Genomic DNA, 12617 nt, shown 5'->3' with positions numbered 1-12617 from the left:
TACGAAGCAGCAGACTGAGCTGGTGACAGCAGAGACAGAGAAACTGAGGGGACTGGTCACTGGAGCACGCTTTGTGCTCTTCGACTTCGATGGCCCGATATGCCGCTTGTTCGCGGGGCACACGGCAGAGCAGGTGGCCAAGGACCAGGTGCGGTGGCTCGAGGAGAGAGGCCTGCGTGGGCTCCTCACGGAGGAGGAACAGGCCGAACCCGATCCCCACATCGTGCTGCGGATGGTCGATCGCCGGCATCCCGACAGTGACCTGGTGTTCGAGCTGGAGAAACGTCTCACCCTGCAGGAGCTGAGGGCCGTGGAGTCGGCGTATCCCACGGCTCACGTGGATCCGCTGATCCGGACCTGGCACGCGGTAGGGGCACGACTGGCCGTCGCGACCAACAACTCCCCACTGGCGGCAGCCCGTTATCTGACCAAGAGAGGTCTGGCAGAGTGCTTCGCCCCGCACATCTACGGCCGTACGCAGGATCTCTCGCTCTTGAAGCCGCACCCCCACTGTCTGAACCGCGCCTTGAGCGCCCTGGGCGCCGAGCCCTCCGAAACGCTCATGATCGGCGACCAGCCAACGGACTTCGAGGCGGCCAACAGCGCTGGAGTCCGCTTCATGGGCTACGCGCGTAACGAACGTAAGGAGAAGGTGCTGCGGAACGCCGGAGCTGAGGTGGTCGTGGGGTCCTTCGAGCCTGTACTGGGGATACTCCGGGAATCGGGCCCGAGCCGCGACCGGAGGCGGTGAGGCGAACGATCGTGCATCCAATTGGGCTGGTTTGCTTGGTGATTGGCGGAGGTACGGTCGGTGTGTGGCTGAGGGCTGGAGCGGCGATGGGGGTGGCAGGGAGTTCGAGCGCGTGCTGGACGCGCTGCGGACTCGCCTGACCGACGGCACGTACCAGGTCGGCAACCGGCTGTCGCCGCAGCGAGAACTTGCCGCACATTTCGATGTCTCCCGGGACACCGTGCAGCGGGTCCTGAGGGCGCTGACCGCCGAAGGCTGGATCGAATCGCGTCAGGGCAGCGGCTCCCGCGTGATCAAGACTCAGCGGATCCAGAGCACGACGGCGCGGAGCGCGAAGTCGGGACCTATGAAGCTGGGCCCGATGATCGGCGTGGCATTCGACGAGCCCGAAGTCGCCCTGGACGTCTACACGTTGACGTCCCAGTCCTTGGACACGCATATCCGGCTGCAGGCGGAGCGAATCCGTACGAAGGAGATCGCCCCGCGGCGCATAGCTGTACGCATGCTCCTGCCTGCCGAGGAACTGGAGCTGCCCTATCCGCGCGCCAAGGACGACCGGGCCGATATGCGCCCGCGGGAGCGTCTGTGCTCCATTGCGCGCCGGTCCACGGCTTCGATGCGGGACGTTTTCGAGACTCTACGCGTCGAGAACCTCGTGCCGGACGTCAGCCTGGAGATCCGTCAGGCACCACTGACACCGGCCTTCAAGCTCTACCTGCTCAATGGCACCGGGGCGCTGTTCGGACCGTACGAGGTGACCGAGCGCCCCATCTTTCTGGGGCAGGACAAGGAGATCGAGGCGATCGACGTCATCGGGGTCGGCGCCAGCCTCACGCACTACGTCAAGGACGATGACCCGGACTCCCCGGGAACCTTCTTCGTGAATAGCATGCAGGACTGGTTCAACTCGGTGTGGAACCTGCTTTCCGAGTAGGCCCGTTCTCAGGCCTGAGCCATCAGCAGCACGAACAGCACGGCACCGGCGGTGAGACACGTCGAGTTGCGGGCCCGGACCCCACAGGTGATCAGCAGCACGCAGACGATGCCCATAGCCCCGTACCGCCATTGGATCAACTGCTCTAGGCCGAGGCTCAGTACGACTGACAGCACTTGGAAGAAAACCATGGCCCCACCCCTTTGTCTCTGACACTTCCAGCGAAGCGATCAACTAGTCGGCCAATTGGACTGGTTGACTAGGATTGGTCTTCCCGTCTTATCTGATCCCTTAACCGGCAGGCCTGTTGGGCTGTTGAGTTGACTGGAAGTGGTTTGTTTCTCGACTGGAAGAGGTACGGTCGGTGTGTGGCTGAGGGTTGGGTCGGCGATGGGGGCGGCAGAGAGTTCGAGCGCGTGCTGGACGCGCTGCGGACTCGCCTGACCGACGGCACGTATGAGGTCGGCAACCGTCTGCCGCCGCAGCGTGAGCTCGCCGAGAACTTCAGCGTTTCCCGGGACACCGTGCAGCGCGTCCTCAAGGCGTTGGCCGGAGAGGGGTGGATCGAGTCCCGCCAGGGCAGTGGAACCCGGGTGATCAAGACCCAGCGGATACAGACCACGACGGCGGATGCCGCGCAGCCTGGCCATGCAGTGACGCTGGCCAGCCTCATCAGTAAGGCATTCGAGCAGCCCGAGGTCACCCTGGATGTCTACACGCTGACGTCTGAGTCCCTCAATGCCCACGTCAGGGTGCAAACCGAACGGATCCGCGCGAGAGCCATAGCGCCGGAGCGCATCGCCCTGCGCATGCTGCTGCCGTCCGAGACACTTGAACTGCCCTATCCGCGAGCCAAGGACCCCGCCTACAACAAGGCCGTGCGACAACGCCTACTCAGCATTACCCGCGTCCATACGGCGTCGCTGCGACGCGCCCTACGGGATCTGCGGATCGAGGGCCAGGGCCTGGTTCCCACCGTTGACATCGAGATCCGGCATGCGCCGCTGACCCCCGCGTTCAAGCTCTACCTGTTCAACGGTGCCGAAGCGCTGCACGGTCCGTACGAGGTGGAGCAGCGCCGTATCGAGTTGGACACCGGCGAGGAGATCGAGGCGCTCGACGTGCTTGGCCTCGGCGCCACCCTCACGCACTACGTCAAGGACGACGACCCGAATTCACAGGGGTCGGTCTTCGTCGCCAGCATGCAGTCCTGGTTCGACTCCGTCTGGAACCTGCTCGCGGAGTGAGCGTAATCCGGCCGAATCCCTCAAGCATGCCCATCCCGCGGGGCTCGTATACCTCATTGAGACCAACAGTTAACGGACTCCGGTCGTGAGGGATCTCCGCCGACGCTAGGGTGTGCTCACCTTCGAACGTCAGCCAGGAGCGGCCAGTGCGCACATTGCCTGATCCCAGCCGCATCCCCTGGGAGCGAATGGTCGCCGATCAGGCCTACGAGGAGTTCGTGGACCTGGCGAAAAAGCACGGGGCGATGAGCGGTGGCCATCACAACCGCAACTATGTGTTGCCTCTGACCGAGGGTATGGCCCGTCGCGTGCGACGCGATGCTGGCACGTCCGTAACGGTGCGGATCCGCAAGCCCGAGGCACTGCCGGTCGTGATCAGGACGTGGCAGCACGAGTCGGAGATTCTGAACGCCATCAAAGGCGTCCTGCGCCACGTGCCGGAGTGCCTGGCCGCGCGCGGAGGTTCTGCGGTCCACAGCTATGTGGAGGGTGTCCCCCTCTCCAATGTGTGCCCGAACGGCAAGCCGGTCGACAGACTGCTGATCAAGGCGTTGGCCGAGCTGCTGGCACATATGTCCCAGGTGCGCAGGGAGGCGCTGCCGGCGCTGCCCGATGCCTGGCCGCGTAACGACAAGGACAGTCAGGGGTTCCTGCGTACGCTGGCGCGCCTCGCGGACCGACAGATCCGCCAGCCCAATTGGCCTGCTTTCGGCGGGCTGTTCGCGGCTTTGGGCATCCCCGAGGACGCCCTGACCCGTCTGGCCGACCGGGTGCCCGATATGGCGCGCCGCCCGTACAGCCTGCTGCACGCGGATCTCCACCGGGACAACGTGATCGTGACCTACAGCGGTGATCCGCCCCTGATCTGCGTCGACTGGGAACTCGCGTCCTACGGTGACCCTTTGCACGACCTCGCCACGCATCTCGTCCGCATGCGGTATCCCGAGTTTCAGTGGGACGAGGTCATCGACGCGTGGGCCGAGGCGGTACAGGCAACGCGCCCTCTCGCCGTGAACGGCCTCGCCAAGGACCTGCGCCACTACATCGACTTCGAGCGGGCCCAGTCCGTCTATCCCGATGTGATGCGTGCGGCGAAGTCCCTGGAGGAATCGTTCGACCAGAAGAGCCTGGACGAGGCGACGGCATCGGTGCACCGTGCTCTGGAGTCCGCCGCGAAACCTCTCCGACTCGCCAGTGTGGCGAGCGAGACGGAGATCGAGAGGGTTCTCTACCGGTGGCAGGCGTCCCGGCGTGAACGGCACCTGGGGGCCCGGTCGGTCAACATCATCAGCTGGGATCCGGACCCGAGGGTGCCGGAGCATCCCGACTTTCCGAAGTCCGCGGTATTCGACGCGTTGATCGCGGAGGGGGCCGCACCCGCGAGCCGGGTGTTCAAGGGCACCGCACACCTCAACTCGGTGGTCCGGGTGCCGGGTGTCGACTTTCCGGTCGTCGTACGCCGCAAGGTGGCATCGGTCAGCCGCCGAGAGCCCAGCTTCCTCAGCGAGCACGCCGTGCTCCGGGCCATCGAACGATCTCAGGTCGCGGTGAGAGCGCCGCGGGTGCTCGCCCTGGGCAGGAGCTATCAGAACGAGCCGTTCGCCATCCACACCTATGTCGGTCCGCCCGACAGTGACCAGCCCCCCAGCCATCCGGTGCACGGACTGCTGCCTCATGAGGCGGACGGGCTCGTTGACCAGCTCCGGGCGCTGACCGAGGTCGATTACGGCCCTCTGGATCCGATCAGTGAGTTCGGGGATGCGTGGGAGTTCTACGACTGGCTGAGCGGGCAACTGGTGGCGCTGGTCCGGGAACTGCCCAAGGAGTCGAAGCAGGTGGCCCGCCACCTCGGCCTCCCTGACGCGACCCGGCTCAGCCAGATCCTGTCCCGTCATCGCGTGACACCGCGCTTGCCAGCGCTGCTGCACGGTGATCTGAACCCCTGGAACCTCGTGCGCTGCGACGACGCACTTGCCCTCACCATCATCGACTGGGAGATGGCGATGGTCGGCGACCCGCTGTACGACCTGGTCCGGCACATGCATCTCACCCCGACCCAGCCCGAGATCCGCGAGCGCATGTTCCGCCGCTGGGCGCGCAGGCTTCCCAGCACGCACACGAAGGACTGGCAGCAGGACTGGCGCGTCTACCGGTGGATCGAGGGCGTCCGCTCCGCCTACGTGGATCTCGACCGCCTGGTAACTGGCGCCAGCCTCGACGCCCCGAACGTCCGCAGGGCGGTGGACTCGTACGCAGTGACCCTCGCGGTGGCCAAGGGGTCACTCGGACTGCCCGTTCGCGCTACCGCGAACCCCTATCTTGCCCGCGCGTTGCCGTACGGAGACCATGGCAGCATCGGTCGGGCCGGGCTTTCTGTGAGCGCATGACACGTCGCCGGGCGGCCTGAGGCGAGGGGGTCGCTGATGTCCGGGGCGGGGAGTGGTGGAGCCGACGGCGGGTGGGGCTTACGGCTGAGGCGGTATCAGGAGCGGTTGGAGCCCGTGGTGACGCGGGTCCTGCTCATCGGGATCTTTGTCAGCGGGCTGACCGCCCAGTTCGTCAAGCCGGTCGGAGACGCCCTGGAGGACAAGGCATTTCTCGGGGGTGCGCTGCTCAGCCTGGTGGGCTATGTGCTGTACGACGCGGTGAGGGAGCTCTCCTCGTCGGTCAGAACGCCGAGTCGCGCTCTGGTGAACTCGCGCCAGCTCGGCAGCTTCGTCAGTGAGGCCTTCCGGGCCCGGAAGGTGGAAATCAGCTTCCTCGGTTACACCGGGGAGACGCTTTACAACGAGCTCTACCACCGGCTGGAGGACCTGCCTGTCGATCCCGGTCCGACCAAGCGAGTCTCCGTCAGGATCCTGGTGCCCGACTTCCGCCTGCCGATGACCGTGCCCTCCCGTGTCGGGCACGACGGGGCGCCCGTGGACGACCCCGAATTCCGCAAGCGCATTGAGCGGAAGTGCAAGGAGTACGACGGGATACTGTCGGGCCTCGCGGAGCAGCTCACGGCCGGCGGCACAGTCGCCGTCGAGTGCGAGTACCGTCTTTATCCCGGCATTCCACGGGACAAGATCTGCATCTTCAACCGGAAACAAGTCCTGCACGGCCTCTACAACGTGGCCGCCCGTATGCGGCTGAACCACCTGGATCCGGAGTTCTACGACCCCAAGGGCTACAGCACGGACCTCAATGTCTGGTCCCGAGAGGGCACGGCTGCCGCAGACGCAGCCATTTCCACGTGGAACAAGCACTTCGACGATCTGTGGCATCTTGCGGCAATCCCCGAGTGGAGGCAGGGACCGTGACGTGAGGCGTCCCCGAAGGACGTCACACGGCGGCCCAGCCGCTCCGCTCGCATGCGGTCCGTGGTGCGTACGCTCGTCCGTATGGGCGACACAGGTCTGCGCGAGCGCAAGAAGCAGCGGATGTACCAGGACGTCTCCGAGGTCGCGATCGGGCTGTTCCTGGAGCGGGGGTTCGATGCCGTCTCCGTCGCCGAGATCGCCGCCGCCGCCGAGATCTCCAAGCCGACCCTCTTCCGGTACTTTCCGGCCAAGGAGGACCTGGTCCTGCACCGGTTCGCCGACCACGAGGACGAGGCCGCGCGGGTCGTCGACGAGCGGAGCGAGGGGCAGTCGCCGCTCGATGCGCTGCGGGTGCACTTCCTCGACGGGCTGGAGCGGTGTGATCCCGTCACCGGGCTCAATGACGCGGAGCCCGTGCTCGCCTATCACCGGCTGCTTTACGGGACCCCCTCGCTCGTGGCCCGGCTGTCCGGGTTTCTGGAGCGGTCCGAGGAGGCGCTGGCCCGCGTCCTCGGCGGGGACCTGGAGGCCCGGCTCGCCGCCGGGCAGATTGTCGCCGTGCGGCGGATTCTCGCGATGGAGAACGTGCGGCGGATGGCGGCGGGGGAGCGCGCGGAGGAGGTCCGGGCGGATGCCGTCGCCGCGGCCGGGCTGGCCTTTCGGCAGTTGGAGGCGGGGTTGAAGCGGTTCGCGTGAGGCACAGCGGGGTCGTAGCATCGCCGACTCCACACCTGAGACTCGATAAGAAATTTAACCGAGTAACATTTTGCCGTTATCCTTGCTGGAATGACGTCCCCCGAGCCCTCCCTCCCGCAAGCCCTCACCCAGGAACGCGCCCACCACGAAACCTGCCGAGCCGCCCTCACTGCGATGATCGACGGCGCCCAGGAGCACGTAGTCACCGGCGAGGACGTCTCCGCCTCCGGAGCAGACGCCGAAGTGCTCGGCTATCAACTCCGCAGCAAGGCAAAGGAGTTGAAGGAACTACCCGAAGGGCCCTTGTTCTTCGGGCGGTTGGACTTCGACGGGGGCGAACACGCCGGGCAGAGCTACCACGTCGGCCGGCTGAGGATCAGCGAACATCCCGCCGCCCCGCCCCTCGTCGTCGACTGGCGCGCCCCCGTCTCACGCGCCTTCTACCAGGCGAGTGCCCACGAACCGCAGGGCGTCCGCGTGCGCCGGCGGTTCGGCTGGGCGCCGGGCAGCCGGGGCGAGTCCGCCGACCTCACCGGTCTGGAGGACGAGCACCTCGGGGCGGGGGAAACCCGGCAGCAGAGCCGTACCCAGAGCCGTATCCTCGCGGGCGAGATCGAGCGCCCCCGCGTCGGCCCCATGCGCGACATCGCCGCGACCATCCAGCCCGAACAGGACGATCTCGTACGCGGCGACCTGGCGACCTCCGTCTGCGTGCAGGGCGCCCCTGGCACCGGTAAGACCGCGGTGGGGCTGCACCGCGCCGCGTACCTCCTCTATACGTACCCGCAGCGCATCCAGCGCTCCGGCCTGCTGATCCTCGGACCCAACCGCACCTTTCTCTCGTACATCTCGGCGGTGCTGCCCGCCCTCGGCGAGACGGGTGTGCGGCAGTCGACCCTCGCGGACGAGATCGCCCGCCATCCCGTGACGGCCACGGATGCGGAAGCGGCGGCCGTCGTGAAGCACGACGCGCGGATGGCCGAGGTGCTGCGCCGGGCGCTGTACGCCCGCGTGGCGGCCGGAGGTCCGGGCGACCTTGCGGTGCCGGACGGTTCGTACCGCTGGCGGGTGTCCGGTGAGGAGCTGGCGCGGATCGTGGTGGGCGTACGGGACGAGGAGCCGCCGTACGCCGTCGGGCGTGAGCGCGTACGGACGCGGGTCGTGCGGCACATTCAGCGGCAGGCCGAGCGGCGGGCGGGGCCGGTGCCGAACGCATGGGTGCGGAGGATCGAGCGGGCGCGGGCCGTCAGCGCGTACGTCGACGGCGCCTGGCCCGCGGTGCGGCCCGAGGAGGTCGTCGCGGAGCTGCTCGCCGATCCGGACGCGCTGGCCGCGGCGGCGGACGGGGTGCTGGACGCGGACGAGCAGAAGGCGATTCTGTGGGCCCGGCCGCCTCGCTCGTACAAGTCGGCGCGGTGGTCGGCGGCCGATCTCGTCCTGCTCGACGAGGTGGCGGGGCTGGTCGAACACCCGGAGGGTTACGGGCACTTGGTGATCGACGAGGCGCAGGATCTGTCGCCGATGGAGTGCCGGGCGATCGGGCGGCGGGCGGCCTTCGGCTCGGTGACGGTGCTCGGTGATCTTGCGCAGGGGACCACGCCGTGGGCCGCCCGCGACTGGGCCGAACTGCTCGGGCATCTCGGGAAACCGGAGGCCGCGTTGGTGCCGTTGACAACCGGGTTCCGGGTGCCGGGGGCGGTGGTCGAGCTGACGAACCGGCTGCTGGCGCGGCTGGATGTGCGGGTGCCTGCGGCTCGGTCACTGCGGAGGGACGGTGAGTTGAGGATTCGGCAGGCCGCGGACGTCGTCGGGGAGACCGTCGCGGCCGTGCGGGACGCGCTCGCCTGCGAAGGGTCCATCGGGGTCATCACGGCCGACTGCGATGTCGTACGGGTGCGGGAGGCGCTCGGGGCCGCGGGGATCGAGTCGGCGAGGCCCGACGAACTGGGCGCGCGGGTCGCGGTGTTGGGGGCCGGGGTCGCCAAGGGGCTCGAGTACGACCATGTCGTCGCGGTGGAGCCGGCGGCGATCGCGGAGGCGGAGACAGAGGACGGGGGAGAGGCGGGGGCGAGTGCGCGGGGGCTGCGCCGGTTGTATGTCGTGCTGACCCGGGCCGTGTCCCGGCTCGATGTGGTGCACGGTCGGGCGCTGCCGTTCGGCTGAGGCCGCTCGGCCCCTGCGATCGGGGCCTGAGACCCCGTCGGCGGTCCTGAGTTGCGGGCCTCCGTGCCCGGTGCCACCGTGGACGAGGGGCAACGCAGGCGACCTGGCCATGGACAACCTTGCAGGTCACGGCAGTACGCGTCGACACACGGCTGAGCCGTGCCCCGCGATCCGTGGCGTCTGACAGCCCGTGCGTCGGCGCGCGTCCACGAAACAGGGGGGAGCGCACAGAAAGCGGGAAAACCACATGGCGAACGGACCCATGGACAGGCGCGCCTTCGACAGGCAGCCCAATCGACCCAGCGCATCCGCCACCGGCCAGGATGCGGAGTACACCGGTCGGTACGTGGTCATGCTCGACCCGAGCAACCAGGAAAGCGGACTGAACGCACTGCGTTCATCCGCCGACATCGCGTCCGTCGAACGTGTCCGCGGAGCCGACGTGGGGAACGTCTCCGAACTGCTGGAGCGCCCCGACGTCTCGGTGCACTTCGAGGAACTCGCCGCCGCCGTCGTCGAGGTGCGGCCCGACCAGCGCCACGCGCTGGTGACCACGGCCGAGGCCGAACCGACGATCATCGCGGCGGAGCCGGAGCGCATGGTGTACGCCATGCCGATCACCGCCCCGACGCAGGCGCCGACAGAGTTCTTCCCGGCCTACCGCAGTGACGAGGAGGTTGTCGACCGCCACACCAGGGCCGAAATCGCCGCCGCCCAGGGCCCGGCCCCGGACGAACAGAGCTTCACCTGGGGCCTGCAGGCAATCCGGGCCAACCTGTCCCATCTGACCGGACGCGGTGTGAAGGTCGCCGTCCTCGACACCGGCGTGGACATCACCCACCCGGACCTGGTCGGGTGCATCGAGGACACCATGTCCTTCGTGGCCGGCGAGGCGGTCGAGGACGGCAACGGCCACGGCACCCACTGCATCGGCACCGTTGCCGGCCCGGCCAAACCCCAGCAGGGACCCCGGTACGGCGTTGCCTGCGACGCCCGGATCCTCGCCGGAAAGGTCCTCAACAACAGGGGCAGCGGCATGGACGGCCAGATCCTGGCGGGCATGGCCTGGGCCGTCGCCCGCGGCGCGCGGGTGATCTCCATGTCGCTCGGCGCGCTGGTCCGACCGGGAGAGCTCTTCCCGCAGACGTACGAGATCCTGGCCAAGCGCGCGCTCGAGCGCGGGACGGTGATCGTCGCCGCCGCGGGCAACGAGAGCGAGCGGCCCCCGATCATTCAACCTGTCGGCCGGCCCGCCAACTGCCCCTCCATCCTCGCGGTGGCCGCCCTCGACAGGGCACTCACACCGTCGTTCTTCTCCAACGGCGGCATCAACGGCCAAGGCGGCGAGATCAACATCGCCGCGCCCGGCAGGGACGTGCGCTCGGCCGCCCCTGGCGGCAGGTACCAGAACCTGAACGGTACGAGCATGGCCACACCGCACGTCGCGGGTGTCCTCGCCCTGCTCGCCGAGGCGAACCCCAACGGGTCCGCGGCCGATCTCGTGGCCCGTCTGAAGGCGGGCGCGTTCCCGCTGACGCAGCCCGTCAGGGACGTCGGCTCCGGCCTGCTCCAGGCGCCGTGAGCGAGTCGAACCGGTCCGCGCCGGTCGGGGTCATCCTCGCGGTCGACCCCGACCGGTTCGCGGAGGTGGTCGAGGCCCTGCGGCAGGCCGGGCTGACGGTCACCGGAGAGCAGCCGATCCTCGGCACGCTCTCCGGCACCGTCGCGGAGGACCGGATCCCGGCCCTGGAGGCGGTCGACGGCGTCGAATCCGTAGACCGGGACATCACCATCCAACTGCCCCCGCCCGACTCCCCGATCCAGTGAGTTCGCATCCAGCGAGTTCGCCGGACGGCGGAATCGTCACGCTGGTGCGTCGAGTATGGGGATCAACTGCTCCTCCTCATACGTCAGATGGGCTTCGAGCGCGTCCGTGAGGCGTTCGACTTCCTTGCGTACGACGGTGATGCCGCCCTCGCTCCCTTGATCCGCGGTGTCGATGACCGTCTTCAACTCCGTTGTGAGCGCGGCGATCTGCTCGTGCTCCCGGCTCAGGCGGTCGATGACCGGGGCGAGTTCGGGATGGCGGTCGGCGAGGGCCGGGAACATGGCGACATCCTCGCCGGTGTGGTGGTTGTGCAGGCCCTGACAGAAGGTCAGGCAGTTGACGCGGAGCTGGGCGCCGAGGGCGGTGGTGCCCGGCCCTGCGTCGGCGAATTCCTTGCGGATCAGGGCGAGTTCGCGTCGGAACGCGTCGTGGATGACCTTGAGGTACTCACCCATCGAGGAGGCGGCCACGTTCGGCGGGCCGTCGCTCGGGACCTCGTGCAGGGCGACCACGGGGATCACGCGGTCGGTCTTCGCCTGGTACTCCGCCCAGCCCGGGTCGGCCTCGACCGCCCGCGCGAAGGCCTGGTCGCGCTCTTCGCCCGCCAGGACGACGGCCCGTGCCTCGTACGTGAACACCCCTGTTTCCACGGTGACTTGAGGGTGGACGAGGAGGTTGCGGAACCAGTCCGGGTGCTTCGGCGCACCGCCCGCCGAGGCGATGACCAGGACCCTGTCGCCGCCGTCGGGGAGGTAGCCGACGGGGGTGGTGTGCCGGGTGCCGGTACGGGCTCCTGCGGTGGTCAGCAGGAGCAGCCGGGCTCCTTCGAAATAGCCGCCCACCTGGCCGGCGTTGCTGCGGAACTCTTCGATGACTTGCTGGTTGAAGTCGTTGGGCATTCTCTTCTTTCTTCTCGGGGTTCTGCGAATTTCTGCATGAGGGCAGGGCGAATTGCCACGGGGCGGCGAATGGGGCGCGGCCGTGGTGAAGGAAAGGGGGAAGGGCGCGCGGATTTCCGACGGAGGGATCCGGAATGCAGGCGTCCGGGACGCATCTGAGATGCATCCGGTACCAGGTGAAGACGTCGCGTGAGCGTCGGCAAAGGGGCGTACGGGCACGCGGATCACGGAAGGAAACACGCGTGGCGACGCAGCCGCCGTACTCAATACGCGGACTCAGAAAATGGCGGGCCCCTGGCCCACCCCGGCCTCACGCAGAGGCCGGGAACCCAACTCGCTCTTGGCCCATGGCCGACCCGGCAGTCACGGAGAAGACGTTAATGGAATGCGGGCGGTTGAGCAATGCCGTATTCCTGGTCACGGCCCTGGTGGCAGCCACGACACTCCTCGTACGCACCGGCTCATGGCCCGGCCCGAGTTCCGGCACGGGCCAGGCCCGGAACGAGTACGGCCGCCACGGCCAGGTGCATCAGAGCCAGCGAGGTGCGGGTCCCGCCCGTCATTCCCGAGCCGGTCAGGGGGAGGAACGAGAGGAGGAGGGCGCCGAGCGCCGCGATGGTCCAGATGAGACGCGCTCGCCGGGCGAAGCGCTCCAGTGCGGCCAGCAGAGCCCATCCGGCCAGAGCCGAGAACAGTGACACCGCGATGATCGGGAACAGGCCGAGGGACAGGGATTGGCTGTGTGCGGTGGCGGTGGTTGTCACATTCGCGGGCCCGGCGGTGTCTTCATGTCA

At 68.0% G+C, this 12617-nt stretch carries 12 protein-coding genes; 9 read left to right on the top strand and 3 right to left on the bottom strand.

What is annotated here, in order from left to right; translation table 11 throughout:
- Positions 1-22 precede the first annotated feature (22 nt).
- A complete protein-coding gene (locus tag ACYVO6_RS07790) occupies positions 23-751 on the top strand; it encodes an HAD family hydrolase (protein ID WP_461058645.1) in 729 nt (242 codons plus the stop codon).
- A gap of 64 nt (positions 752-815) precedes the next feature.
- A complete protein-coding gene (locus ACYVO6_RS07785; protein WP_461058643.1) occupies positions 816-1685 on the top strand; it encodes a winged helix-turn-helix domain-containing protein in 870 nt (289 codons plus the stop codon).
- 8 nt (positions 1686-1693) lie between these two features.
- Here the strand turns inward: ACYVO6_RS07785 and ACYVO6_RS07780 are convergent, their stop codons facing one another.
- Positions 1694-1876, bottom strand: coding sequence for a hypothetical protein (locus ACYVO6_RS07780; protein ID WP_461058641.1), 183 nt, complete (start codon positions 1874-1876; stop codon positions 1694-1696).
- Positions 1877-2101: 225 nt separating this feature from the next.
- On the opposite strand from ACYVO6_RS07780, the gene ACYVO6_RS07775 reads away from it, so the two are divergent.
- The 7 genes from ACYVO6_RS07775 to ACYVO6_RS07745 all read left to right on the top strand — a co-directional run bounded on the left by ACYVO6_RS07775 (position 2102) and on the right by ACYVO6_RS07745 (position 10923).
- Entirely contained in the window at positions 2102-2932 is an 831-nt protein-coding gene (locus ACYVO6_RS07775; RefSeq protein WP_461058639.1) for a winged helix-turn-helix domain-containing protein, read from the top strand.
- Positions 2933-3120: 188 nt separating this feature from the next.
- Positions 3121-5319 carry a phosphotransferase family protein gene (locus ACYVO6_RS07770; RefSeq protein ID WP_461059327.1) on the top strand — a complete coding sequence of 733 codons (2199 nt, stop codon included), beginning with the start codon at positions 3121-3123 and terminating at the stop codon, positions 5317-5319.
- Positions 5320-5433: 114 nt separating this feature from the next.
- Positions 5434-6237: a hypothetical protein gene (locus ACYVO6_RS07765; protein WP_461058637.1), complete on the top strand. Its 804-nt coding sequence runs from the start codon at positions 5434-5436 to the stop codon at positions 6235-6237.
- An 81-nt stretch (positions 6238-6318) separates the two neighbouring features.
- A complete protein-coding gene (locus ACYVO6_RS07760) occupies positions 6319-6933 on the top strand; it encodes a TetR family transcriptional regulator (RefSeq protein ID WP_461058635.1) in 615 nt (204 codons plus the stop codon).
- A gap of 90 nt (positions 6934-7023) precedes the next feature.
- The gene (locus ACYVO6_RS07755) at positions 7024-9096 is read left to right on the top strand and encodes a HelD family protein (protein WP_461058633.1); all 2073 of its coding nucleotides are present in this window, start codon (positions 7024-7026) and stop codon (positions 9094-9096) included.
- 247 nt (positions 9097-9343) lie between these two features.
- The gene (locus ACYVO6_RS07750) at positions 9344-10678 is read left to right on the top strand and encodes a S8 family peptidase (RefSeq protein WP_461058631.1); all 1335 of its coding nucleotides are present in this window, start codon (positions 9344-9346) and stop codon (positions 10676-10678) included.
- Positions 10675-10923, top strand: coding sequence for a hypothetical protein (locus tag ACYVO6_RS07745; RefSeq protein WP_461058629.1), 249 nt, complete (start codon positions 10675-10677; stop codon positions 10921-10923). Before ACYVO6_RS07750 ends, ACYVO6_RS07745 begins: the two co-directional genes overlap by 4 nt.
- A 36-nt stretch (positions 10924-10959) precedes the next feature.
- Here ACYVO6_RS07745 and ACYVO6_RS07740 read toward each other — a convergent pair whose 3' ends face one another.
- The gene (locus ACYVO6_RS07740; protein ID WP_461058627.1) at positions 10960-11823 is read right to left on the bottom strand and encodes a nitroreductase/quinone reductase family protein; all 864 of its coding nucleotides are present in this window, start codon (positions 11821-11823) and stop codon (positions 10960-10962) included.
- 461 nt (positions 11824-12284) lie between these two features.
- Entirely contained in the window at positions 12285-12587 is a 303-nt protein-coding gene (locus tag ACYVO6_RS07735) for a DUF6069 family protein (RefSeq protein WP_461058625.1), read from the bottom strand.
- Positions 12588-12617: the final 30 nt, after the last annotated feature.

The sequence above is a fragment of the Streptomyces pseudoechinosporeus genome, from assembly GCF_054783935.1.
Note: the sequence above shows the minus strand (reverse complement) of the source record. Positions and strands in the feature narration are given on the sequence as shown.